The organism is Parasedimentitalea denitrificans (assembly GCF_011813015.1).
In the GTDB taxonomy this organism is placed as follows: Bacteria; Pseudomonadota; Alphaproteobacteria; order Rhodobacterales; family Rhodobacteraceae; genus Parasedimentitalea; species Parasedimentitalea denitrificans.
Genome location: NZ_QHLQ01000002.1, coordinates 39,741 through 64,553, shown reverse-complemented (window position 1 = coordinate 64,553; position 24,813 = coordinate 39,741). Strand labels below are relative to the sequence as shown.

The following is a 24,813-nucleotide window of genomic DNA, read 5'->3' as shown; positions in this document are numbered from 1 at the left end:
GGAGAGTAGGGTGCGTGCTCGCACGCACCGCTACAGTGTTTTTAGCTAGCCATGTTGTCGTCAAGCCAACGTTCCAGCCAGTGAATGTTGTAGTTCCCTGTCTGGACATCAGGTTCAGCCAGCAGGGCATCAAACAGTGGTACCGTGGTGTCGACACCATCTACAATCAATTCGCCAAGCGCGCGGCTTAGGCGGGCGATCGCTTCGTTGCGGTCGCGGCCATGCACGATCAACTTGCCGATCAGGCTGTCGTAGTAGGGCGGGATCGAATAGCCGTCATACAGCGCCGAATCCATCCGAACACCCAAGCCGCCGGGGGCGTGGTACTGGGTGATCTTGCCGGGGCATGGCGCAAAGTTTGGCAGCTTTTCGGCATTGATCCGAACCTCGATGGCATGGCCATTGATCACCAGATCGTCCTGACCAAACGACATTGGCAGGCCCTCGGCAACGCGGATTTGTTCGCGCACCAGATCAACACCAAAGATCGCCTCGGTCACCGGGTGCTCTACCTGAAGACGGGTGTTCATTTCGATGAAATAGAACTCGCCGTTTTCGTAAAGGAACTCGATTGTGCCGGCACCGATATAGTCGATCTTGGCGACTGCGTCGGCGCAAACCTTACCAATCTTGGCGCGCTCTTCCGCACTGATGCTTGGGCCTGGCGCCTCTTCGAACACCTTCTGGTGACGACGTTGCAGCGAACAGTCGCGCTCGCCCAGGTGAACAGCTTTGCCCTTGCCGTCGCCAAACACCTGAATTTCGATGTGACGTGGCGTGGTCAGGTACTTCTCGATGTAGACTTCATCGTTGCCAAAGTTGGATTTACCTTCAGCACGAGCAGTGCGGAATGCCATTTCCATGTCATCTGCGGTTTGAGCGACCTTCATGCCCTTACCACCGCCACCAGCGGTGGCCTTGATGATAACCGGATAACCTATTTCTTCACCAACCTTTTTCGCGGTTTCCAGATCTGGCACACCGCCATCTGAGCCGGGTACACAGGGAACACCCAGTTCTTTCATGGTGTCCTTGGCTGTAATTTTGTCGCCCATTGTGCGGATATGCTGCGCGGTGGGGCCAATGAAGGTCAGGTCGTGGTCTTCGACGATCTGCACAAAATTGGCGTTTTCCGACAGGAAGCCATAGCCAGGGTGAATTGCTTGCGCCCCTGTGATTTCACAGGCCGAGATGATGGCAGGAATCGACAGGTAGCTACTGGTGCCCTGTGGTGGGCCGATGCAGACCGACTCGTCGGCCATACGCACGTGCATGGCATCGGCGTCAGCGGTGGAATGCACCGCAACGCTGGCGATGCCCATTTCGCGCGCCGCGCGGATCACGCGCAGGGCGATCTCTCCGCGGTTGGCAATCAGGATCTTGTCAAACATGTCAGATCCTTACTCGATGATGACCAGAGGTGTTCCGAATTCCACAGCTGCGCCGTCTTCGACTAGAATGCGCTTGACGGTGCCGCCTTTGGGGGCAGGGATGTGGTTCATGGTTTTCATCGCTTCGATGATCAACAGGGTATCACCTTCGCTGACTTTTGAACCAACAGAGATAAAGGTCGGCGCACCAGGTTCAGCCTGAGTATAGACAGTGCCAACCATCGGGGATGGAACCGCGCCGGGGTGGCTGGCTGGATCCTCGGCTGGGGCCGCTGCTGCCGGAGCCGCCGCTGCTGCGACCGGGGCCGCTGCCGGAGCAGCTGCAGGTACTGCGACCTGAACCGGGGCCGCTACTGCGGCAACCTGACGAGAGACACGCACATTCAGGCTGTCGTCATCGCCGTAATCTCGTTTGACCTGCAATTCTGTCAGGTCGTTGTCGCGCAGCATTTCGGCCAATGCCTTGATAAAGGCGACGTCTGCTTCGTGAGTTTTGTTTTTCATAGTGTCCTCAGCCGGTTCCCCACAGGCCTGCAGAATATGGCAGGCTGTTATTTCGTGGCGCTTATAAGGCAAGGTTGCCCACAAGGAAAGCACCCTAACCAGATGCTAACATGGGCGCTTTGTTTTCAATTTGCAATTGGTCTCCGCCTACAACGGCATACCGGTCAGCTTGGCCACCAATTCAGGCAGCTTACGAGCAGAGAATTTCTTGAGAAGATTCGCCCGATGCGTCTCAATTGTGCGATAAGACAGGTTCAGCTTGGCGCCGATTTCCTTGGCGGATAACCCGTGGCAGGTCAGGATCGCCACATCCCGTTCGCGTGGGGTTAGCGTGACTACCGGCCTGTCATCGGAAATGTCAGCAAATGACCAGATCCCAGCGCGAAACGGTTGTTCGGGCGTCAGCGAACGCCCCCGAACGCGGCACCAGAACAGATCACCCGAGCGCCGCCGCATGATGCGTTCATCGTCATACCGGCCTGCCTGAACATCGTCCTGCTGCAAGCGGGTGCCAATCCGATCATAGTCTTCGCGGCTGGGATACAGTTCGGCAATCTCGATGCCGACAAAGGCCTCTGGTTCATCGCCAAAGGTCTCGGCAAATTGCAGATTACAGCGCTGGATAATGCGCTGTTCCAGTTGGGCGAGCCCGATAGGAGCATGGTCAAAAGCGATATCAGTCATCAGGTATATCTGGACCGGATCAGTTCTTTTGGAAAGGGGCTGTGGATTTGTGAGCCATAGTATTTTCGTTGGGATCGAAGTTCATGACCAAGTGAGCAGAGGGTCAACTTCGTTAATCAGAACCCAACACTGCAGATGAAAAAAGGCCGACTTGTGTTTCGTCGGCCTTTGTCACTCTTTAAACGCAAAACTTTTGGGGCCTTAGATCGCCAGATATTCAGCCCGTAGTTCTTCGTTCTCCAGAACCTCGGCGGCCAGACCGTCAAAGACGATGCCTCCAGTGTCTAGGATCACCGCGCGGTCGGCCAGCTCCAGCGCCCGCACTGCGTTTTGCTCAACGATGATAGTTGTGATGCCCTGTTCCTTGATGTGGATAAGAGTTTTTTCGATCTCATCGACAATCACAGGTGCCAGCCCTTCATAAGGCTCATCTAGCAGCAGGACTTTGATGTCGCGCGCCAGAGCACGGGCAATCGCCAGCATCTGCTGTTCACCACCGGACAGGGTTACCCCCTCTTGCTTGCGACGTTCGCCCAGACGGGGGAACAATTCGTACAAGCGCTCCAGTGACCAACCGATGGGTGGGGCGATTTGGGCCAGTTGCAGGTTCTCCTCGACCGTCAGGCCAGGGATGATGCTGCGATCTTCGGGCACTAGGGCCAGACCAGCTGCCGAAGCCTGATAACTCTGCATTGAGTGCAGAGGCTGGTGGTCCAGCCAGATTTCACCCTTGTTGATTTGAGGGTCGTCCATCCGGGCAATGGCGCGCAGGGTTGAGGTTTTGCCCGCACCGTTACGGCCCAGCAAGGCGAGGATCTCGCCTTCGTGCACGTTAAAGGAAATGCCCTGCACAATATAGCTTTCGCCATAATAGGCATGCATGTCCCAGACCGACAGAAAGGCCGGGGCCGTGGTCGCCTGGTTGGCGTTCTTGGAGAAATTTGGTTTGACGTTCATTTGGTTCTCTCCTTAGCCCGACTCACCCAGGTACGCTTCGCGGACCTTGGGGTTGCCTCGGATGTTTTGTGGCTCATCTTCGACCAGTGGTGTGCCTTGGGCCAGAACGGTGATCCGGTCGGCCAGCGAGAACACAACATGCATGTCGTGTTCGATGATGGCGATGGTAATGTCGCGTTCGTCACTGATCTGTTTCAGCAGGTCGATTGTGTTGTTGGTATCAGCCCGTGCCATGCCGGCAGTAGGTTCATCCAACAACAGCAGACGAGGTTCCTGAGACAAGCACATGCCAATCTCAAGACGCCGTTTGTCACCGCGCGACAGAGAGGCCGCGTTCATGTGCCGCTTGTCCGCCATGTTCATGTCTTTCAACATTGCTTCGGCTTTTTCGATGATATCTTTCTGGCTGAGCACAGACCCGATTGCGTTCATTTCAAACGCACCATCGCGTTTGGCAAAACAGGGGATCATCATGTTTTCCATCACCGAAAGTTCACCAAAGATCTCGGGTGTTTGGAACACACGGCTGATGCCCATCTGGTTGATCTCATAAGGCGCGCGGCCCAGCACCGACTGGCCGTCGAACATGACTGACCCAGTGTCGGGGATCAGTTTGCCCACCAGACAGTTCAGCAGGGTGGATTTACCAGCCCCGTTGGGGCCGATGATCGCGTGGACCGAGTTTTCCTTGACGCTGAGGTTCACATCCCCCAGTGCCTGGAGCCCGCCGAACCGCTTGTTTACGCCTTTGACTTCAAGAATTCCCATCTTGTGTCTCCTTATTCCGCAGGTTCGGTTTTGCCGTTGGCGGCTTTGTCATCGGATTTCTTGCTACGCAGCCAGCTAACGATGCGTTGACCACCCTCGACCAAACCACCGGGCAGGAACACCACGACCAGAACAAACAGAATGCCCAGTGTCATGTGCCAGCCTTTGCCGACAAAGGGGTAGACCAAGGTCACTAGCAGATCCTCTAGCCCATCGGGCAGAATGCTGAACCAGCTGTGCAACACGCTTTCGTTGATCTTGGAGAAGATGTTCTCAAAGTACTTGATAAAGCCAGCGCCCAGAACCGGACCAATCAGGGTGCCAGCACCGCCAAGGATGGTCATCAGGACAACTTCACCTGACGCGGTCCACTGCATACGCTCGGCGCCTGCAAGTGGGTCCATCGAGGCCAGTAAGCCACCAGCCAGACCGGCGTACATGCCAGAGATCACAAAGGCAGCCAGTGTGTAGGGGCGGGTGTTCAAGCCGGTGTAGTTCATCCGTTGTTGGTTGGATTTCACCGCTTTCAGCATCAGGCCAAAAGGCGAGCGGAAGATGCGGATCGACAGATAGAACACAGCCAGCAGGATCAGTGCACACAGGTAGTACCCGGCGTTGAACTGGAATGCCCAGGGGCCAACGGCCATTTCAAAGGTCGAGCGCATTTCCAAGCCAAACAGGTTGGTGACTGGAATAGATCCATCAGCAGTCTGCGACACGCCCAAAATTCGAGGATCATCCAGGTTCAGCTGCAGGCCGGTTTCACCGTTGGTGATTGGGGTCAATACTGAATAGGCCAGATTGAACGACATCTGAGCAAAGGCCAGTGTCAGGATTGAAAAGTAGATACCCGAACGTCGCAGCGAGACATAGCCAATCAGCAGGGCAAAGATACCCGCCATAGCCACCGACAGCAGGATGGCAGGGATGACGTTCATCGCCAGCAGTTTGAACATCCAAACCGCCGAGTACGAGCCGACACCAAGAAAGGCCGCGTGACCAAAGCTGAGATAGCCAGTGAGGCCAAACAGAATGTTGAAACCGATGGCAAAGATGCCAAAGATCACAAACCGCTGCATAAGATCCGGGTATCCGGCGTTGAATTGTGCCAATCCGCTGTCCGTGGGGAACGGGTTCAGGATAAAGGGGGCTAACATCGTCAATGCAGCGACAAGCAGCAGCATTCGGGTGTCGTTTTTGTTCATTCCGAGCATGTTTTTAGTCCTCCATCACGCCTTTGCGGCCCATTAGGCCTCGGGGGCGGGTGAGCAGAATGATGATTGCCACCACGTAGATGATGATTTGGTCGATACCTGGGATGATTGATTTGATCTCGTTCATCGAGGCAAAGCTTTCGAGAATTCCCAGCAGGAAGCCAGCCAGAACAGCTCCGGGCAGCGAACCCATGCCGCCAACAACCACCACAACAAAGCTGAGAACAAGGAAGTCCATGCCCATATGATAGTTGGGGGAGTTGATCGGGGTGTACATAACCCCAGCAAGGCCTGCGACAGCGGCGGCGATGCCAAACATGACGGTGAACCGCTTGTCGATGTTGATACCCAGCAAGCCCACCGTTTCACGGTCTGCCATACCGGCGCGTACCACCATACCAAAGGTGGTGAACTGCAGGAATGAGAAGATGCCGCCAATAACCAAGAGCGAGAACAGGAAGTACACGACACGCCAGACTGGATAGACGATATCCATGCCAATGATAGCGCCCAGATTGACGATTCCGCTGAGAGACTCGGGGGCAGGGGTCTGGATCGGGTTCGCGCCGTAGAAATATTTAATCACTTCCTGCAACACGATGGCGAGGCCAAAGGTCACCAGAATCTGGTCGGCGTGGGGCCGCTTGTAGAAGTGTTTGATCAGCCCGCGTTCCATCGCATAGCCGACAAAAACCATAATCGGGATCGCAAACAAGATCGCCAAGGGCACAGCCCAATCGATGATTGCTCCGCCCATTTGAGGGCCGAACCAGGCCTCGACATAGGGGGTTTTAACTTTCAGTGCATTGCCAAGAAAGTCGGTTTGGGTCTCATCAATTGTCTCAAAGCTGAGGCTGAAGAGACGTTGTACGGTGACGGCGCAAAATGCACCGATCATGAACAAGGCCCCGTGGGCAAAGTTCACCACGCCAAGCGTGCCAAAAATGAGTGTCAGTCCCAGCGCGATCAGCGCATAGGCAGAGCCCTTGTCGAGCCCGTTCAAGATTTGCAATAGGATTGCGTCCATAGCCCCCACCTTTGGGTTTGTGGTCTGGTCTTTATGACTGTCCGGCGGCCTCGACGGGGAGTGTCGTGGTGATCTGTAAGATCCGGCGGCCGGGTGAATGGGCCGGGCGCAATTTGCGCGCCCAGCCCGGCCAAATGGCCTTAGCCTGCGTTACAAGTGCCCAGGGCACCGCCAGCAAACATTGGGTGATCGATCGGGTAAGTAACCTGAGCCGCCGGAGTGACTTCGACAACTTCAAGAAGGTCGAACTCGGAGGTTGGGTTTTCTTTACCGCGCACAACAAGAACGTCCTTGAAGCACTGGTGATCGCCTGCACGGTACAGTGTTTTACCGTTGCCCAAGCCGTCGAACTCAAAGCCTTCGAGGGCTTCGCCGATACCACATGGGTTGAACGTACCTGCGCGTGTAGCAGCATCTGCATACAGCAGTGTCTGACAGTAAACGGTGTGAGCCGCCTGGCTTGGTGGGAAGCCGTACTTGGTGCCAAAGGATTTAACGAATGCCTTGGAGGCATCATCCTGCAGCGACCAGTGCCAGTTAGTAGAGCCGTGAATGCCCTTAACGTTGGCGCCAGCACCTTTGGCCATCAGACGTGAATACAGTGGAACAACGATTTCGAAGTTCTTGCCATTCACAACCTTCTCACGCAGACCAAACTGAACAGCGTTGGTCAGCGAGTTGACCATGTTGCCGCCGTAGTGGTTCAGAACCAGAACATCGGCGCCAGAGTTCAGAACCGGAGCGATGTAGGACGAGAAGTCAGTCGAGGCGAGCGGTGTGCGCACCTTGTTGACTGTGTTCCAGCCCATGGCTTCGGTTGCAGCAGCGATCGACTCTTCCTGTGTCCAGCCCCAAGTGTAGTCAGCTGTCAGGTGATAGGCGTTACGGTCGGTGCCATACAGGTTCTTAAGAACCGGAGCCAGCGCCGCAGCAGACATGTAACCGTTAAAGAAGTGACGGAAGCCATTGGCTTTCTTATCTTTACCAGTTGTGTCGTTCGAGTGGGTCAGGCCAGCCATGAAGATCACGCCAGCTTCCTGACATAGACCCTGAACAGCAATCGCAACACCCGAGGACGAGCCGCCAGTGATCATCACTGCGCCGTCTTTTTCGATCATCGACTTGGCCGATGCGCGGGCAGCGTCAGATTTGGTCTGAGTATCGCCTGTGACGAACTCGACTTTCTTGCCCAGGATGCCGTTGCCCTGCAGCTCTTTGGAGCTGAAAGTGTTCATCATGCCGCCGTCGCCTTCACCGTTCAGGTGCTCGACAGCAAGCTGATAGGCGCGCAGCTCATCTGCACCCTCGTCAGCGTAGGGGCCAGTTTGTGGAACGTTGAAGCCCAAAGTGACAGAACTACCAGTGGGTTCGTTGGTGTAGGCCGCAACGGACGATGCAGTAAAGATCGTCGGCAATGCAACGCCAGCGCCGGCGACGGCGCTGGTTTTCAGCATGCCACGACGCGTGAAATTCGAATTGGACATATAATCCTCCCTTATATGATTGACGCGTCGCAGCTCCTCTACTTCTGCGATGCGCAAGCACAAATGTGCAAAGACAGTATGGGAGTGATCTGTAAAATTTCGCAATAATCGCCTTGTTTTTCGGGTTAATCATGTAAATAAATGCACAATGTGCCGTAGTGTGTTGTAAAGTTTTTAATGTTGCAGCGCAGAAAATGGAAATACCAGAACCAACAGAGAGGCTCAGGTTATGGCTCGAGAAACCCTTACTGGCAGCCGTATTCGAGAGCGCAGACTGTTTCTTGAACTGCGGCAGGCGGCGTTGGCACGACAGGTAAATATTTCGGCGTCCTATCTTAACCTGATCGAACACAACCGGCGCCGCATCGGTGGCAAGTTGTTGGTCGACATTGCCAAAGCCCTAGGGGTCGAGCCGTCGATGTTGACCGAAGGCGCAGAAGTTGCCTTGATTGCCGCACTAAGAGAGGCCGCAGCGGATTCGGGTAAACCCGTCGCGGAACTCGATCATGCGGATGAGTTTGCGGGCCGTTTCCCCGGTTGGGCCGAGGTGCTAGCAGGCGAACACCGGCGGGTGGCATCGTTGGAACGCACGGTGCAGGTTTTATCAGACCGGTTGACCCACGACCCTCACCTTGCGGCTTCGCTTCACGAAGTTCTGTCAACGGCGGCGGCAATTCGATCGACTGCATCCATTCTGGCGGAAACTGGGGAGCTGGAACAGGAATGGCGCGATCGGTTCCACCGAAACCTGAACGAAGATTCCCGGCGGTTGGCCGAAAGCAGTAAGTCGCTGGTAAGTTTTCTGGATCAGAGCAGCACCGGATCAGAACGACGGGGCGTTCCACAGGAGGAAGTGGAAGCGTTCTTTACAGCGCATGACTACCATTTTGCCAGCCTTGAACAGGGCGATGTGTCCCCCGAAGAGTTGGTGGCGTCAGCGCCTGAACTGCAAAGTGATGCAGCACGTTCCACCGCTCTGGCTGCGCTAAATCAATATCGCGAGGATGCCGAAAAAATACCGCTGGCGGAGATTGCGCAGGCCGTAACCAACGGAGTCGGTCCGGCTAACCTGGCCGTTCTATTCCGAAGTGATTTGCCGCAGTTATTACGACGATTAGCGGCTTTGCCCGAAGATGTGCTTGGGCAGGCATCCGGCCTGGTGATCTGCGACGCCTCTGGGGCGGTTTTGTTCCGTAAACCTATCGCCGGTTTTGCCTTGCCTCGGTTTGGAGCCTCCTGTCCGCTGTGGCCTTTGTATGCTGCGCTTGCAAGGCCGCAGGTCCCGGTGCGACGGCAAGTGGTTCAGCATGGTCGTAATGCGGCGGTGTTTGAATGTCTGGCTATTGCATGGCCACAGACGCCGCCGGAGTTTGACAGTGATCCAGTGTATCGTACCATGATGCTGATCCTTCCGGTGGCTGAGACCCAGGCAGAGTCATTGGCAGTGGGGTCAAGCTGTCGAGTTTGCATGGCCAGGGACTGTGTAGCGCGACGTGAACCCTCTATTTTGGATGAAGAGTTTTGACAGTTCCGTTACAGCAGGTCTAGTCTACGGAGAATTGGAAGGAATGGCGCTGGGTCTTACGGGACCGGGAGGCAGCGCTGGGAGGGGATGTGACCATGGGCAGACATGTCGTTTTGATCGAGGACGAGCCTAATATCATTGAGGCGATCCGCTTTTTGCTAACGCGCGAGGGCTGGACCGTTGATGCGCACTCCGATGGCAGCGACGCGGTCGAGGTGATCAAGGCCGCAAACCCCGATCTGGTGATTCTAGACCTGATGTTGCCGGGGAAAAGCGGCATGGAGATCATCAAAGACGTGAGAGAAGAAGAAAATCTGCGCAACTTGCCTGTACTTATGTTGACAGCGCGCGGGCAAGCACGAGACAGGGATATGGCTGAAAAAGCCGGTGTAAGTCGCTTTATGACCAAGCCATTTTCCAACACCGAAGTTTTGGCCGCGGTGCGCGATCTGCACGCGCAGGCCAATCAGGAATGAACCACTCTGACTGGGACGACACGCGGGGCAGGCAAAAGACTGCGCTGTTCGTAGAACGTCGAACGTATCGCCGCAGACGGTTGATGGATATCGCCCGGTTATTACCCTTCACTGGGGCGCTCCTGTTTTGTGTGCCATTGATGTGGCCTAATCCCGATCCTTACCCAGCGCCAGACACTGCGGGCGGCATGCCAATGTCCGAGGCAATCACATACATGTTTGTGGTCTGGACGCTGCTGATCCTGGCGAGCCTGGGTTTCAGTAGCGCCGTGCGTCTTTGGGCAGAAAACTGGACCGAAGGTACAGACCAACCGGGCGAGGAGGGCCCTTAATGGCCTCGCTGAACGTGCTAGTCGTCATTTGCATGGCCTATGTCGCACTGCTCTTTCTGGTGGCGTTTGTTGCGGATCGCAGTGCCAGCCGAGGCCACCGGGCAGCATGGTTGCGGTCGCCACTGGTCTATACGCTGTCGCTGTCAATCTATTGTACTGCCTGGACTTTCTACGGAGCGGTGGGTTACGCGGCGCGGTCTGGGTTAGAGTTCATTACCATCTATCTGGGGCCAACACTGGTGATGATCGGTTGGTGGTGGGGCCTGCGAAAGCTGGTGAGGATCGGGCGCAGTCAGCGGGTCACCTCTATCGCTGACCTGATCTCGGCGCGCTATGGCAAATCCAATACACTTGCGATCTGCGTGACACTTCTCGCCGTGATCGGGATAACTCCATATATTGCGCTTCAATTACAGTCGATTACACTGTCCTTCTCAACCTTTGCAGAGGCGGACCCTGCCAGTCAGTTGAATGAAACCACAACAGTGTTCTGGGTGGCCGCTGGGCTCGCAGTGTTTGCCATTTTATTTGGCACCCGTAATCTAAATGCGAACGAGCGGCACCATGGCGTTGTGACTGCTGTCGCTGTCGAGGCGGTGGTTAAACTGCTGGCGCTGTTGGCCGTGGGGATCTTTGTGGTTTGGGGGCTATCGGACGGGCTAAGTGAAACCATGGATCGCATTGATGCCTCGCCAATTGGCCAATGGCAGGTGCAGGGTGACCGTTGGGCCACGATTACGTTTCTGGCTGCTGCGGCATTTGTCTGCCTGCCGCGCATGTTTCAGGTGATGGTGGTCGAGAACGAAGACGAACGGCATCTACGCACTGCGGCCTGGGCCTTTCCATTGTATCTGCTGTTGATGAGCCTTTTTGTGGTGCCGATTGCGGCCATTGGCTTGGAACTGCTGCCTATTGGGTCAAATCCTGACCTGTTTGTGCTGACCTTACCCCTTAGCCAAGGACGCGACGGGCTAGCAGTGCTGGCTTTCTTGGGGGGATTTTCGTCTGCCACGTCGATGGTGATTGTTGCGGCAATGGCGCTGTCGACGATGGTGTCGAACCATATCGTTATGCCGATCTGGTTGCGGATGCAGGGGGATGGGGCTTCTGTTTCGGGTGATGTTCGAAATGTGGTGCTATTGTCCCGCAGAATTTCAATCGCCGCCATCATGATGCTTGGCTATTTCTACTACACATTCTCTGGGCACGGCGCTGCCCTGGCCTCAATCGGGTTGATTTCCTTTGCTGGTATTGCCCAGATCTTGCCCGCTTTGGTGGGGGGGCTGTTCTGGCGCGGGGCCACCCGCTCGGGGGCGCTGTCTGGACTAACGGTGGGGTTTGCGCTGTGGCTGTTCACGATGTTGCTACCTGCGTTGGGCGGCGGCCTGTTGCCAGACACGGTTCTAAGTAACGGGTTGTTTGGCCTGTCTTGGCTACGACCGCAGGCCTTGTTCGGGATCGAGGGACTAGATCCTATTGTTCATGCGGTGATGTGGTCGATGACGCTAAACACTGTAGCATTTTGCTTTGTGTCACTAGCGACATTTCCCAGCCCGATGGAGCGGCTGCAAGGCGCGCAGTTCGTCAATGTGTTCGACCATTCAGTGGGTCCACGCGGTTGGACTGGTCAGGTGGCACAAAGTGAGGATTTGATGGTCATGTCCCAGCGGATTCTTGGGGCGGAAGAGGCGCAGGGTTTTTTCCAAGAGGAAGCATTGCGTCAAGGAAAACACAGTGATCTGCCCGAGCCGACACCTGCATTTCTGGAACGACTGGAACGCGAGCTGAGTGGATCGGTTGGAGCGGCAGCCTCGCACGCGATGGTAGGGCAAATCGCGGGTGGGTCTTCGGTTTCGGTCGAGGATCTGTTGGCCGTGGCGGATGAAACAGCTCAGATGTTGGAGTACTCAAGCCAGTTGGAATCGCAATCAACTGAATTAGCACGAACTGCCCGCCAACTACGTGAAACTAATGAGAAACTGACGCAAATCTCTGAGCAAAAAGATGCCTTTCTGAGCCAGGTAAGCCACGAGCTACGAACGCCCATGACCTCTATTCGGGCCTTTTCGGAAATCCTGCGCGATGCAGATGGGCACAGCGAAACGGACCACACACGTTACGCCACAATTATCCACGATGAGGCCCTTCGATTGACACGGCTGTTGGACGATCTGCTGGATCTTAGCGTGCTGGAAAGCGGCCAGGTAAGTTTGAACATGACGGTTGGAAATCTGGCCGAAGTTCTGGATCACGCGGTGTCCACAGCATTAGCCGGGTCCGAAAAGCCGCTAAAGGTGTGCCGCAAGGAAATAAACGAAACGGTGCGGATTTCTTCAGATTTGGACCGACTGGCACAGGTGTTTATCAATCTGATCGCCAATGCGCAAAAATACTGTGACGCAGAAAACCCAGAAATTCGTATCGAAGTTTCGATAAAGAGGGAGCGGCTGCGGATTGATTTTCTGGACAACGGAAGCGGAATCCCCGCGCCATCCCAACAAATGATTTTTGAGAAATTCTCTAGGGTTAGCCCGGAAAAAGCGGGTGGCGCAGGTCTTGGCTTGGCAATTTGCCGTGAGATAATGCAGCGTCTTGGTGGCGATGTGCGCTATCTGCATGGGCACCCTGGCGGCGCCTTTCGGGTTTCTTTGCCAGTGAGTTCGGAAATGGCGGCGTAAAACTGCGTTTATAAATACTCTGGTAACCACCTTCAGGCTAAAAGATATCCAAAGGGGCGCAGAAGGTGCAGGTTGGGAACCTATGTCAAAGACAGCAACAGATAATACGGCGGAAAGTGGTGCAGGAGTCCTTGCACGCAAGCTAGCTGCTGTGCGCGAGGGTGCCGGGAGCAATTCCAATTCAGCCACCCTTAAAGTGCTGCGCCGTTCGTTGGCGCGGGCTGCCGCGGATCTGTGCGAGCTGCCGCTGGCCGTAATTGCTGCCCGACAGTTGAATTGCCGTCCCGAAGACCTGAGCCGATACCTAGCTGACGAAAAGCTGCTTGTAGTTTTAGATGGCCCCAATGGTCGTATTGGCGCTGCAACATTGGACGCGCCAACGGTTACCGCGCTGATCCAGCAGCAGACAATGGGGCAGGTGATGGGCAAGGCGCCGACAGAACGCCATTATACCTCGACCGACGCTGCCATGACCGCTGACTTTATCGATCGGGCCTTTGCCAAGGCAGTAACCATGTTAGAGGGTCAGCCTGATCTGAACCTGTTTGAAGGGTTCCGTTTCGGCGCCCGGATTGAGGATGTCCGGAGCCTGATGTTGGGGCTAGAAGCCGACGACTACCGGGTTATTGAACTCGGGTTAGACCTGTCATGTGGCGCGATGCAGGGCGCTGTGACTCTTATTATTCCTGAACCAACAGCGGCGGATCTCGGCCAGGATGGCGCTGGAGAGTTGGATTTTGGACCGTCCCTAGGGAACGGAATGGGTTCAATGAGGGTCGAACTGAGCGCGGACCTGTGCAGGATGCAGGTGCCCGTCAGCACGTTTTCGAACCTGCAGATTGGTGATATGCTACCACTGGATCAGGCCTTCCTTTATGAAACCGATCTTGTTTCCATTAATGGTCAACGAATCTCTGGCGGGCGTCTGGGGCAAATCAATGGTGCGCGTGCTGTTCGTCTAAGTGACGCAAATGCAGCATCCGCTGGGGGAACCCCTGATAGCTCTGCTTTCAACTCTGAAATGGGAGGGGATATGGCAATCGAACATACCCCGGAACCGCAGGGTATGGGATTGGGAATCGCGGCTCAGACGTTGCAAGACCCAATTGATGGGCTTGGAGCAGAGCCTATGGGTGACTTGCCAATGGCCGGTATAGGTGACCTGCCGATGGCGGACATGGGCGATCTACCGATGGATGGCATGGGTGACCTACCAATGGCTGACATGGGCGATTTACCGATGGCAGGAATGGATGCTGGTGATGGCCTAGGTGGCGACTTGCCAATGGTTGACATGGGTGATCTTCCACCAATGGGAGAACTAGGTAGCCTAGACCAGGACGACGCAATGGCTGAAATTTCGGAACTTGCGGGCTTGCCGAACATAGCTTGACTATCAGGAACTGAGCCGGGGCCCAGGTCCAAATTTTGTTCGAATTACAGCGTGGTCAGAGCCCAGTCTGCTTGCCAATATTCAGCCTTCAGCGGACAATTGTTCCAACGTCGGGCGAAGATTTTCCAATTGATAGCCCGCCGCCGCTGTCGCGCTAAGGATAGAATCCACCGACATTTCATCTGCATGCCCCAAGGCCCAGACCACAGAACAACGGGTACCTGACGCACAATACGCCAGAACAGGGCCATCACAGGCCTCTGCCAGTTCGCGTTGCTTGGCCACGTTCTCGGCTGTCATGGTCATATGTGTCAGGGGCAGTTCTTCGAACCGTAGGCCTGCAGCCTCTGCGGCAGCACGAATGGTACTGGCCTGATGGCTTGGTGGGACTTCGGCATCTGGCCGATTGCAGATGACGGCGGTGAAGCCGGACTCTGCCAAGGCTTGCAGGTCCTCTGGTGCGATCTGCGGCGAAACATAGTAGCGGGGGGTTATACAGCGTGGATCCATAAGTGCCTCTTTACGCTTTCGTCATCCGACGGTCCAGTTGCATACCGAATTTCGGTGCCACCTTCATACCTGCTAGCATCGCTAGCAAGAACCAAACGCCACCCCAACCGTTATAGCTGAGCGAGGCGAACACAGGTCCGGGGCACAGGCCAACTAGGCCCCATCCGACACCAAACATCGCTGACCCGACGATTAGCCGACGGTCTAGTTCCGGCCTCGAAGGTTGTGGGAAATTGCCACCAACAAGCGGTGCGCGTCCTTCTGTCAGGCGCCAAGCAATGAACATGGGGATGATCGCGCCGCCCATGACAAAGGCCAGGGTCGGATCCCAGTTGCCAAACACATCAAGCCAACCCTGAACCTTGGTGGTATCGGTCATGCCCGAAAAGAAAAGCCCAGTGCCAAACAAGCCGCCAGCGAGAAAAGAGAGAAACAAGCGCATTATATCAACCCCAATCCATGACGAAATACCGCCAGTGTCAGCCCCCCTGCGAGGATGTAGAAAACGGTAGCAATAATGCCCCTTAGCGACAGTCTGGAAATGCCGCAAACGCCGTGGCCGGAGGTGCAGCCATTGGCGATACGGGTTCCGATACCCACCAAAAGGCCAGCGATCACAATCAGTATGACATTGTCGGTCATATGGGTGGTTTTTGGTGTCGAGGAAAACAGTTGCAGCACCAAAGGCAGCAGAACAACGCCCGCTAGAAACACTATCCTTTCTAGCGCAGTCTTTTTTGCTGTGCCATCGACGAGCCCGCCAACAATGCCACTGGCCCCCATAATGCGACCATTTCCCAGCAGGTAGACCGCGCCGCCTAAGCCAATAAGCCCACCGCCCGCGAGCCCCCAGAGCCAATCCGTTTCCATGATGAAGTCCTTTGTTCAAAGCCCGAAGCAAACGCTCCGGGTCGTATCCGTTTGGCAAATAGTGTGATCCGGGTAGGGATCAGAGCTTGTTGACCGGTATTTTCAGAAAGACGTCGCCCTGACTATCCGGTTCAGGCATTTGGCCCGCACGCATGTTGACCTGCAACGACGGCAGGATCAGTTTGGGCATCCCCAATTTGGCGTCACGGGCGTCGCGTACTCCGGTAAAGTCTTCGACACTGCGGCCCTGGCCGATATGAACATTCAACGCTTTTTGTTCACCAACGGTAGTTTCCCAAGCGAATTCGTCGCGTCCTGGTGCCTTGTAGTCGTGGCCAACAAAAATCCGGGTGTCGTCAGGCAGAGCCAGAATTTTTTGGATGGATTCATACAGCATTGTCGAAGACCCACCGGGGAAATCACAACGCGCAGTGCCAAAGTCAGGCATGAACAGCGTGTCACCGACAAAGGCCGCATTGCCCATTACATAGGTCATACAAGCCGGAGTGTGTCCCGGTGTATGCATGACATCGGCACGCATTTTGCCGATGTGAAAAACATCGCCGTGATTGAACAGCGCGTCGAACTGGCTGCCATCACGCTGAAACTCGGTCCCCTCGTTAAAGACCTTGCCAAATGTGTCTTGCACTACGGTGATATTTGAACCGATGCCGATCTTCCCACCCAGTTCGCCCTGTAGATAGGGGGCCGCGGACAGATGATCAGCATGGACATGGCTTTCAAGAACCCAATCAACGCTCAACCCCTGAGCCTTGACCCAAGCGACAATCTTGTCCGCAGATGTGGTGGCCGTCCGACCAGATGCATGGTCAAAGTCCAAGACAGAATCGATGATTGCACAGGCTGTGCTCTGCGGATCGGTGACGACGTAAGACACCGTATTGGTTGCGTCGTCAAAGAAGGCCTGAATTTCTGGCTGCATGGTTGGTCTCCATTCACATTTGTAATCATATGATGAATAATGAATGTGTATCAAGAGGGGGCTGTAAATGTAAGCCTCATGAACGTAGCGGAACGATGGGATTGGCAGTAAAAATTTTGAACAAACGCCTTGTAATCTTATCAATTGAACTAGGCACAGATTAGTCAAATGACGGCCGCAAAGCCAACGTAAATAAGCAATCACAAGGCGAGCTAGAACTGTTTTTTGCATTTTCCGCGACTGCTGATCTGTCATTCTGACCCCGCTAGATAGGGGATATCAAAATGACGACGAACGAACTGTTGCAAGCCGCCAAACAACTCGAAAAGACCCTTCAAGGGGCTAGCTACGATGTTCGTCGTTCGATTCAGCCAGAGTACAATCGCATATTAAGCCGCTTGCGGGCCAGCGGTGTAACTGTTCCAGCCAGTCTGCTACGTTTGGACAGGGCGTTGGGAGAAGAGGCGATTGAAGCCTATTTTGACAATTTCCCGGTCTGATTTGGTTATCCTAGGATAACCCCAACAATAACCAACATCAGACCCAGCATAGAGAGCAGCAACGCGCCGAGATTGTAGGGCAAAACAGATTGCACCACGGCACGCAGGGCTTCGTCATCCAGCTTTTGTTTGCGGGCGCGCAAGACACGGACAATGCACCATGCCAAACCACAAAGGCCAGCAATGGAGAGTACGGCTCCGATCCAGACAAGGATTTCAAACATGGCTGGGCTCCTCAGCGTGATTACCGGTGCCGCGCCTAAAGGATCTGTGACCAGCGCGCAAGGGCCGACATGGTAATCGCGGCTTGCGGAGGAGGGTGAGGAATTGTATCTCGATCCCTAAATCCACTGCGACGGAGCCGGAAAATGGACGTAACCGATCAAGAACAAAGTGACAGCTACCGTGTGACAGCAGGAGAGCTGCGTCAGTTTGTCGAACGGCTGGAGCGGCTGGACTCGGAAAAGAAAGATCTGGCGGAACAGATGAAAGAGGTCATGGCTGAGGCCAAGGGCCGTGGTTACGACACCAAAGTGATCCGCAAATTGGTGGCTTTGCGCAAGCGTGACAAGGACGATATCGCCGAGGAAGAGGCTGTGTTGGAGATGTACAAAGAAGCGCTGGGAATGTGATGCGCTGACTGGTGGCTTAGGGCTCTGCCCCAAACCCCGGTGTATTTGAGAAAAGATGAGGACTGGCATAGCTCAGACCGTTGAATTGGCCCTTGGCAGATATGCTGGGGGCCTTTTGCATTCTTATGGGAAGGGGCAGGCCATCCACGCGCCGTCGGTATCTTCCGAACCACGTTTCACAGCAATCGCGTGATGTTTGACGCATTGACCTTGCCGACTGCGCGGAACACATATGTAGGATGGATATGTCTTTGAAAATCACACGTCTGCCGCGCGCCTTTGACCTTGATTTGGGGGCCGAAACGAGAGCTTTGGTTCCAGCCTTGGGCGGTGATCTGGCGGCTTTGGTCTGCGGAGCGGCGGGTTCAAGCCCTTATTTGAAAGAACTGATTGGTCGCGAGGCTGGTTGGTTAGAGGAGGCTTTTGCCGATCCTGAAGCTGCTGTGGCGCAGGTGTTTAAAGATTGTCGGGCCTTGCCTTTGGATCAGATAAAGCCGGGATTGCGGCAGGCCAAACGGCGGGTTGCTCTGCTCACGGCGCTTGCGGATCTAAGCGGTGGATTGGATCTGGAGCAGGTCACGCGGATTTTGGCAGACTTTGGAGCGTTGGCAGCTGATGTGGCGATCAAGGCAGAAATTGCGGCGTTGATCCGGCGCAACAAATTGCCGGGAATGGGCGAAGACGATATCGCGACGGCTGGTGGGCTTAGCATCCTGGCTATGGGTAAGATGGGGGCGCATGAACTGAACTATAGTTCGGACATCGACCTGATCTGCCTGTTTGACGAAACCCGGTTTGACCCGGATGATTTTTACGAGGCCCGCCAAGGTATGGTGCGCGCCACACGCAATATGTGCGCGACGCTGAGCGACCGCACGGCGGATGGCTATGTGTTTCGGACCGATCTACGCCTGCGCCCTGATCCATCGGTCACGCCGGTCTGCCTGGCGATGGAGGCTGCGGAACGGTATTATGAAAGTTTGGGGCGCACCTGGGAGCGCACCGCCTATATCAAGGCACGGGCCTGTGCCGGTGACATTGCAGCTGGAGAACGCTTTCTAACAACTCTGAAGCCGTTTATCTGGCGACGTCATCTGGATTTTGCGGCCATTCAGGACGCGCATGAAATGCGGCTTAGAATTCGCGAGAACAAGGGCGTCGGTGGCGCAATAGAGGTGCCGGGACATGATATGAAACTGGGCCGGGGTGGCATTCGTGAGATTGAATTTTTCACGCAGACCCGGCAGTTGATCGCTGGAGGTAGAGACGAGAGCCTGCGCCTGCGGGGGACAGTCGAAGGACTGGCGGCCCTGGCCAATCGTAATTGGGTTCCGGCTGAGGCAGCAGAAAAGCTGACTGAACACTATCGCGCCCACCGCGAAGTCGAACACCGTATTCAGATGGTTCATGACGCTCAGACCCACAGGATGCCAAAGACAGAGGAGGGTGTTGCGCGGGTGGCCTGCCTGATGGGCCTTGAGCCCGCTGATCTGATCCAAGACACCAAGTCAAGGCTGACAGAGGTCCATGAACTAACCGAAGACTTCTTCACACCAGACGGTGGAAGCGGCGCGGCGCCAGCCCTGCCCAAAGAGCTGGACGGTGATATTATAGCACGCTGGCCGACCTATCCGGCACTGCGGTCTGTGCGTGGGGCACGGATTTTTGAACGCCTAAAGCCAGAGTTGCTGGCCCGTCTTAGCAAGACCGCAAAACCATCTGAGGCTTTGATGGCGTTGGATGGTTTTTTGGCCGGACTGCCTGCTGGGGTCCAGTTGTTTTCACTGCTAGAAGCCAATCCGCAACTGATTGACCTGTTGGTTGATATCGCGGGGACCTCGCCGATGTTGGCGAGCCACCTGTCTCGCAACTCGGGTGTGTTTGACGCAGTGATTGGCGGATCGTTCTTTGATGACTGGCCGGGCACAGCGACCTTGCAGGCGGATCTGTCGTCTAGGTTGGCGCAGGAATTGGATTACGAAGCGCAACTGGATGGCGCCCGTCGTTGGTGCAAAGAATGGCATTTTCGTATTGGTGTGCACTTTCTGCGTGGACTGACTGATGCACAGGAGGCCGGTGCCCAATATGCCCAGCTGGCTGAAGCTGTGATCGCTGCATTGAGCCCTGTTGTGCTTGCTCAGTTTGTATCCAAGCACGGCCCACCACCGGGGCGCGGAGCTGCGGTTTTGGCAATGGGGTCGCTTGGGGCTCAGCGGATCAACCCGCAATCTGATCTCGACATCATTGTGATCTATGATCCTTTGGATGAGGACATGTCAGAGGGTAAACGCCCCTTGGCCACACGTCCCTATTATGCGCGGCTAACGCAGGCGCTGATCACCGCCCTGACCGCACCGATGGCTCAGGGGCGCCTGTATGAGGTCGATATGCGGCTGCGGCCTTCAGGCTCCAAGGGGCCGGTTGCGACCAGTTGGAGCAGCTTTACCCACTATCAGGAAAACGAGGCCTGGGTTTGGGAGCACCTTGCTCTGACCCGCGCCCGAGTTGTGGCTGGGGCTAGCGCACTGGCGCAGGACATCGAAAGGTTCCGCCAACAGGTTCTGTCGGCTTCACGCGACAGGAAACAAGTCCTGACCGAGATGGCGAACATGCGGGCGCGGCTTGCATCGGCCAAGGTACCTGATGGAGTGTGGGATGCCAAAACTGGCGGTGGCCGGATGATGGATATCGAACTGACATCTCAGGTTGGCGCATTGCTGCAAGGAAGCCCAACGCAAGATGTGGGCGCGGGTTTGCAATCCGCCGTCGCAACCAGTTGGCTGGATGTCGCAGAGGCGACATATCTGCAGAGCTGTTATGACTTATTCTGGGCGGTGCAGACAGCCGGACGGTTGCTCTCCAGTACTGGGATAGATGCCGCGAACCTGGGTGAGGGGGGGGCGCAGTTTTTGTGCCGCAGTACCGGGTTTGACAGTCTAGATGATCTGCAAGACGACTTGGAACAACGATATGAGGCCTGTAATACGCTGATTGCAAAGGCTTTGGAACGAGAAGGTGCACAGAGTGGCGAAGACTGAAATCGACCCCAAGTCATTGATGTTTGACGCTTATCATATCGACGGAATAACTCCATCCGAGTGCCGCAGTATCTTTTTAGATTGGGCACTAAGCCTTCCGGCCGGGCAGGACAGTACATCAGCAATTCAGGCGATCCTTGACCAATATGGCTCTGATGCGCCCGATCACCCGATGAGCGAGGTGTTGAGCCAGGGGTTGAAAACAATGGCCAAGCCAACGCGCCGTGGTGGATGGCGGGGGCGCAAACGGGACTGACAGCCTAGTCGGCCCAAGTTTCTACTTTTAGGAAAGATTAACGGCTGCTTTTAATCGCCCTTATTTTCATGACGTCGCAACATGGCTGCCGTTAATTTTTATTAACATTTCGCGAAATTGAGCCAAATTTGTCTAAAATTTGCCCCGATTGGGCGCGACCTTGCACAGAACCATTCAGACCGGGCTTGACCGGTCGCCGCAAGGAGCAACCTGATGACTATCGTTCAAAAACTGATGCTGCTTACCCTTGGATTGACCGTTTCGGCCTGCGCCTCGGTAGATGTGCCAACACGCAACGCGCCATTTGAGTCGCTGCCAGACGGGCAGGTGCATACACCAATTGGATATGAAATCCGCGATCTGAGTGATCCAGTGTTGGTGCCCATGAATGAGGCTCCAGCTATCTCAGATGTGACACCGGTTGTTGCAATTGATGCCTTTGGAGTTTCGAAATTCGCTGAACAAAAGGTGCCGGTTCACGTCACTTCAGTTCGGGTCAACGTCCCGCGCTCACTAAAAGTCTCAGAGGCCAATCGTTATCTTCCACAGGGGGACATCGTCTGGCGTGAAGATCCCCGTGGCGACCGCTATGCTCAGGTGCAAACGATTGTACAAGCAGCCATGGACCGTGGGGTCCTGGGGCTGGATGGCCCGGTTCCAGTTGTCTTGGATGTGCAGGTCAAAAAGTTCCACGCTTTGACTGAAAAGGCGCGTTACACCACCGGTGGGCGTCACGGTATTATCTTTGAGATGAGTGTAACGCACGCAGAAACTGGCGTATTGCTTGTTCCTGCACGCCGGGTGCGGGCTGATTTGAACGCGTTTGGTGGACAGCAGGCGTTGATGGCAATTGCGCATGGCCAAACTCAAAAAGTGCGGATTACTGACCATCTGGCAGCCGTGATTCGTGATGAGCTAACCCAGCCACAGGGCTATGAGCACGCCAGCGCTGAGTTTGCTCAGATGCTCCACAGCTTCTAAAAGGCACCTATTGGGGCCTTTCCCTGATCCTGTGATGCGGCTAAGAGGAGGCTATGACAGCCTCCTCATCTGCGTCCCAGCGCGCCCGCGTCCGTATGAAACCCAAATCCAACGCCCGCGCCATCCGGCACGGGTTTCCTTGGGTCTATGCCAATGAACTGGTCACTGACCGCCGCACCCGCAAGCTGGCGCCCGGCACCTTGGCGGTGCTCGAGGACGAAGTGCAAACCCCAATGGGGCTGGTGACGGTCAATCCTGATAGCAAGATTATCGCTCGGATGCTGGACCGCAACCCAGCGGCTGAGCTGAACCTGACCTGGTTCGAGACCCGTCTGGCCCGCGCGTTGCAAATGCGCGAGCAGCTGTTTGACGCGCCTTTTTATCGCTTGGTCCATGCCGAGGCTGACGGTTTGCCCGGAGTGGTGATTGACCGCTTCGGCTCGGCCTGTGTGCTGCAACCCAACGCAGCCTGGGCCGAGGCCCACTTAGAACTACTGACGCAGGCCTTGATCAATGTGACTGGCGTTGATGTTGTCTTGAAGAACGCTTCCGGCCGTACCCGCAGCCTAGAAGGCCTGGATGATGTGAATCTGGTTCTGCGCGGCACGGCACCTGATGCACCGGTGCAGGTGCAAATGAACGGTGCCAGCTATATGGCTGACCTGACCGGCGGCCAGAAAACCGGCCTGTTCTACGATCAGCGCCCTAACCACGCTTTTGCTGCCCGTTTGGCGGCGCCCGGCGCACGAGTGCTGGATGTGTTTTCCCATGTGGGTGGTTTTGGTCTGGCGATGCTGGCCGGTGGTGCTGGTTCGGCACTCTGCGTTGACGGTTCAGCCCCGGCGCTGGCGCTGGCCGAACAGGGCGCTGCTGTCAGTGGCTTTGGTGATCAGCTCACCACCCGTCAGGGCGATGCTTTTGACACGCTGGCCGCATTGGCTACAGAGGGCGAGAAATTCGATGTGGTGATCTGCGATCCACCCGCATTTGCCCCATCAAAACCCGCGCTAGAGGCAGGCCTGCGCGCCTATGAACGCATCGCCAAACTGGCTGCACCTTTGGTCAAACCCGGTGGCTACCTAGGCCTGTGCTCCTGCAGTCATGCTGCCGACCTCAGCAAATTCCGCGGTGCCTCGGCGCGCGGTATTGGCCGGGCAGAGCGCTCAGCGCAATTGATCCGTACCGGTTTTGCTGGGCCGGATCACCCGCAACTGCCTCAACTGGCTGAAAGCGGCTATCTCAAATCCGTGTTCTTCCGGCTCGACTAAGGCCAAATGCGGTGAAACTGCTGTTGGATACCTGTGTGCTGTACCCCACGGTGATGCGCGAGATGCTACTGGGCGCCGCCCGGCTGGGGCATTTCGTGCCGCTGTGGTCCAGCCGTATTCTGGGCGAGTGGGAACGCGCCGCCGTAAAGCTGGGCCCTGCAGGTGCAGCGCAGGCCAGTGCCGAAATCTCCCTAATCCGCGCCAATTGGCCACAGGCTGAACTGCCCCCGGCGCCGGGGCTGGAGGCCCGTCTGTGGCTGCCCGACGCCGCCGACATCCATGTCCTTGCTACGGCAGTTTCCGGTTCGGCGGATGCCATCGTGACGATGAACAACAAGGACTTCCCACGCAATATCCTGGCCGAAGAAGGGCTGAAACGTCTTGGCCCTGACGAACTGTTGTATGATCTCTGGCTGAACGACAATGACGGGTTAGAGCAGTTGGGCCAGCGGGTGCTAAAGGAAGCTATCCGTTTATCAGGCAAAGACTGGCAAATTCGCCCCTTGTTGAAAAAGGCCCGCCTACCTCGCTTGGCAAAGGCACTCGCAAGCTAATAAGCATCCGCCTGCTTCATCTGGCCAAAAATATCCCAGGGGTGAATTGGCCGCATGGCCAAGAGGGGGCAGCGCCCCCTTTTTTGGAAACACGCGTTTTTAAGACCGCGCCCACTTCCCTTGTAACCGGTCCAAGGCTTCAATCCGCTCTTCGGTTTTTGGATGGCTCATCAGCCAAGCGGGCGCCATGCCTGCACGCGATTGGGTCAGGTCTTCCAGTTTACGGAAAAGTGATTTTTGCGGTTCAACCCCGATCCCGGATTTGACCAACAGCGCGGCGGCATATTCATCCGCCTCATACTCATCCCCACGCGACAAGCGGGCAGCAATCAGGGATGTCAGCATGCCTGCGATCCACGGGCCAATAAACGGGATGTAGCGCCCCAGAACCATCATCAGCGCCGTGCGCAATGCGTTCTGACCAGAAAAGTCGATCATACGCCGTTTGGCATGCCCCAGCGCCACATGTCCCAATTCATGGGCAATCACTGATGCCAATTCCTCGGCACTGACTTCACCGTTTTGATATTTGCGGTAAAATCCACGAGTGATGAATATCCGGCCATCTGGCGCGGCCAGACCGTTGACCGGGTCGATCTCATAGATGAACACAGGAATACGCGAGATCTCTAACGCGGCGGCCATCCGGTCTGTCAGGACCTTCATCTTACGGTCGGCCAGCTCGGTCGACTTTGCATCCAAGTCCTTATGGGTGCGCCAGATCGAAATCCGGTACATCACGATGCCATAGGCAACGGCCAGAAGAATTGGGAATAATCTAATCATACACTAGATATGGGCTGTGCGGGGCCATTGAACAAGAGAGAA

At 55.7% G+C, this 24,813-nt stretch carries 26 protein-coding genes; 12 read left to right on the top strand and 14 right to left on the bottom strand.

Annotation, left to right across the window (positions count from 1 at the left end):
- Window positions 1–41 precede the first annotated feature (41 nt).
- The 8 genes from accC to DL239_RS02845 all read right to left on the bottom strand — a co-directional run bounded on the left by accC (window position 42) and on the right by DL239_RS02845 (window position 8,029).
- Complete coding sequence (accC, locus tag DL239_RS02880; RefSeq protein ID WP_167682099.1) at window positions 42–1,391, bottom strand: acetyl-CoA carboxylase biotin carboxylase subunit; 1,350 nt, start codon at window positions 1,389–1,391, stop codon at window positions 42–44.
- Between the two features lie 9 nt (window positions 1,392–1,400).
- On the bottom strand, window positions 1,401–1,895 hold the full coding sequence (gene accB / locus DL239_RS02875) for an acetyl-CoA carboxylase biotin carboxyl carrier protein (RefSeq protein WP_167682097.1): 495 nt from the start codon (window positions 1,893–1,895) through the stop codon (window positions 1,401–1,403).
- A gap of 147 nt (window positions 1,896–2,042) precedes the next feature.
- On the bottom strand, window positions 2,043–2,579 hold the full coding sequence (locus DL239_RS02870) for a helix-turn-helix domain-containing protein (RefSeq protein ID WP_167682095.1): 537 nt from the start codon (window positions 2,577–2,579) through the stop codon (window positions 2,043–2,045).
- A 201-nt stretch (window positions 2,580–2,780) separates the two neighbouring features.
- On the bottom strand, window positions 2,781–3,536 hold the full coding sequence (locus DL239_RS02865) for an ABC transporter ATP-binding protein (protein ID WP_167682093.1): 756 nt from the start codon (window positions 3,534–3,536) through the stop codon (window positions 2,781–2,783).
- 12 nt (window positions 3,537–3,548) lie between these two features.
- Window positions 3,549–4,304: an ABC transporter ATP-binding protein gene (locus DL239_RS02860; RefSeq protein WP_167682091.1), complete on the bottom strand. Its 756-nt coding sequence runs from the start codon at window positions 4,302–4,304 to the stop codon at window positions 3,549–3,551.
- Between the two features lie 11 nt (window positions 4,305–4,315).
- Window positions 4,316–5,518, bottom strand: a complete 1,203-nt coding sequence (locus tag DL239_RS02855; protein ID WP_167682089.1) for a branched-chain amino acid ABC transporter permease — start codon at window positions 5,516–5,518, stop codon at window positions 4,316–4,318.
- A gap of 4 nt (window positions 5,519–5,522) precedes the next feature.
- On the bottom strand, window positions 5,523–6,545 hold the full coding sequence (locus DL239_RS02850; protein WP_167682087.1) for a branched-chain amino acid ABC transporter permease: 1,023 nt from the start codon (window positions 6,543–6,545) through the stop codon (window positions 5,523–5,525).
- A 140-nt stretch (window positions 6,546–6,685) separates the two neighbouring features.
- A complete protein-coding gene (locus DL239_RS02845) occupies window positions 6,686–8,029 on the bottom strand; it encodes a substrate-binding protein (RefSeq protein ID WP_167682085.1) in 1,344 nt (447 codons plus the stop codon).
- 229 nt (window positions 8,030–8,258) lie between these two features.
- On the opposite strand from DL239_RS02845, the gene DL239_RS02840 reads away from it, so the two are divergent.
- The 5 genes from DL239_RS02840 to DL239_RS02820 all read left to right on the top strand — a co-directional run bounded on the left by DL239_RS02840 (window position 8,259) and on the right by DL239_RS02820 (window position 14,433).
- On the top strand, window positions 8,259–9,554 hold the full coding sequence (locus DL239_RS02840; protein WP_167682083.1) for a short-chain fatty acyl-CoA regulator family protein: 1,296 nt from the start codon (window positions 8,259–8,261) through the stop codon (window positions 9,552–9,554).
- A gap of 95 nt (window positions 9,555–9,649) precedes the next feature.
- On the top strand, window positions 9,650–10,030 hold the full coding sequence (locus DL239_RS02835) for a response regulator transcription factor (protein ID WP_167682081.1): 381 nt from the start codon (window positions 9,650–9,652) through the stop codon (window positions 10,028–10,030).
- Window positions 10,027–10,362 (top strand): hypothetical protein, encoded by a 336-nt coding sequence (locus DL239_RS02830; RefSeq protein ID WP_167682079.1) that lies wholly within the window; start codon window positions 10,027–10,029, stop codon window positions 10,360–10,362. The genes DL239_RS02835 and DL239_RS02830 overlap by 4 nt, the downstream gene beginning before the upstream one ends.
- Window positions 10,362–13,040 carry a sensor histidine kinase gene (locus DL239_RS02825; RefSeq protein ID WP_167682077.1) on the top strand — a complete coding sequence of 893 codons (2,679 nt, stop codon included), beginning with the start codon at window positions 10,362–10,364 and terminating at the stop codon, window positions 13,038–13,040. The genes DL239_RS02830 and DL239_RS02825 overlap by 1 nt, the downstream gene beginning before the upstream one ends.
- A gap of 82 nt (window positions 13,041–13,122) precedes the next feature.
- A complete protein-coding gene (locus DL239_RS02820) occupies window positions 13,123–14,433 on the top strand; it encodes a FliM/FliN family flagellar motor switch protein (RefSeq protein WP_167682075.1) in 1,311 nt (436 codons plus the stop codon).
- Between the two features lie 81 nt (window positions 14,434–14,514).
- Here the strand turns inward: DL239_RS02820 and DL239_RS02815 are convergent, their stop codons facing one another.
- The 4 genes from DL239_RS02815 to DL239_RS02800 all read right to left on the bottom strand — a co-directional run bounded on the left by DL239_RS02815 (window position 14,515) and on the right by DL239_RS02800 (window position 16,756).
- A complete protein-coding gene (locus DL239_RS02815; RefSeq protein WP_167682073.1) occupies window positions 14,515–14,943 on the bottom strand; it encodes a protein tyrosine phosphatase family protein in 429 nt (142 codons plus the stop codon).
- A 10-nt stretch (window positions 14,944–14,953) separates the two neighbouring features.
- Window positions 14,954–15,385, bottom strand: a complete 432-nt coding sequence (locus tag DL239_RS02810; RefSeq protein ID WP_167682071.1) for a DUF6691 family protein — start codon at window positions 15,383–15,385, stop codon at window positions 14,954–14,956.
- Complete coding sequence (locus tag DL239_RS02805; protein ID WP_167682069.1) at window positions 15,385–15,813, bottom strand: YeeE/YedE family protein; 429 nt, start codon at window positions 15,811–15,813, stop codon at window positions 15,385–15,387. The genes DL239_RS02810 and DL239_RS02805 overlap by 1 nt, the downstream gene beginning before the upstream one ends.
- Before the next feature lie 79 nt (window positions 15,814–15,892).
- Complete coding sequence (locus DL239_RS02800; RefSeq protein WP_167682067.1) at window positions 15,893–16,756, bottom strand: MBL fold metallo-hydrolase; 864 nt, start codon at window positions 16,754–16,756, stop codon at window positions 15,893–15,895.
- A 284-nt stretch (window positions 16,757–17,040) separates the two neighbouring features.
- Between DL239_RS02800 and DL239_RS02795 the strand changes: the two genes are divergently transcribed.
- Window positions 17,041–17,256: a hypothetical protein gene (locus tag DL239_RS02795; protein WP_167682065.1), complete on the top strand. Its 216-nt coding sequence runs from the start codon at window positions 17,041–17,043 to the stop codon at window positions 17,254–17,256.
- A 5-nt stretch (window positions 17,257–17,261) separates the two neighbouring features.
- Here the strand turns inward: DL239_RS02795 and DL239_RS02790 are convergent, their stop codons facing one another.
- Window positions 17,262–17,480, bottom strand: coding sequence for a hypothetical protein (locus DL239_RS02790; RefSeq protein ID WP_167682063.1), 219 nt, complete (start codon window positions 17,478–17,480; stop codon window positions 17,262–17,264).
- A gap of 144 nt (window positions 17,481–17,624) precedes the next feature.
- Here DL239_RS02790 and DL239_RS02785 point away from each other — a divergent pair, with 144 nt between their 5' ends.
- The 6 genes from DL239_RS02785 (at window position 17,625) to DL239_RS02760 (ending at window position 23,985) form a co-directional block, all read left to right on the top strand.
- Window positions 17,625–17,888: a DUF2312 domain-containing protein gene (locus DL239_RS02785; RefSeq protein ID WP_167682061.1), complete on the top strand. Its 264-nt coding sequence runs from the start codon at window positions 17,625–17,627 to the stop codon at window positions 17,886–17,888.
- Window positions 17,889–18,127: 239 nt separating this feature from the next.
- Window positions 18,128–20,926 (top strand): [protein-PII] uridylyltransferase family protein, encoded by a 2,799-nt coding sequence (locus DL239_RS02780; protein WP_167682059.1) that lies wholly within the window; start codon window positions 18,128–18,130, stop codon window positions 20,924–20,926.
- Window positions 20,913–21,182, top strand: a complete 270-nt coding sequence (locus DL239_RS02775; RefSeq protein WP_369410530.1) for a hypothetical protein — start codon at window positions 20,913–20,915, stop codon at window positions 21,180–21,182. Before DL239_RS02780 ends, DL239_RS02775 begins: the two co-directional genes overlap by 14 nt.
- A 213-nt stretch (window positions 21,183–21,395) precedes the next feature.
- A complete protein-coding gene (locus DL239_RS02770; protein ID WP_167682057.1) occupies window positions 21,396–22,163 on the top strand; it encodes a DUF6778 family protein in 768 nt (255 codons plus the stop codon).
- Between the two features lie 53 nt (window positions 22,164–22,216).
- Entirely contained in the window at window positions 22,217–23,431 is a 1,215-nt protein-coding gene (locus tag DL239_RS02765; RefSeq protein WP_167682055.1) for an RSP_2647 family RNA methyltransferase, read from the top strand.
- 11 nt (window positions 23,432–23,442) lie between these two features.
- Window positions 23,443–23,985, top strand: a complete 543-nt coding sequence (locus DL239_RS02760) for an RSP_2648 family PIN domain-containing protein (protein ID WP_167682053.1) — start codon at window positions 23,443–23,445, stop codon at window positions 23,983–23,985.
- A 99-nt stretch (window positions 23,986–24,084) separates the two neighbouring features.
- On the opposite strand, the gene DL239_RS02755 is transcribed toward DL239_RS02760, so the two are convergent.
- Window positions 24,085–24,771 (bottom strand): M48 family metallopeptidase, encoded by a 687-nt coding sequence (locus DL239_RS02755; RefSeq protein WP_167682051.1) that lies wholly within the window; start codon window positions 24,769–24,771, stop codon window positions 24,085–24,087.
- Between the last annotated feature and the right edge of the window lie 42 nt (window positions 24,772–24,813).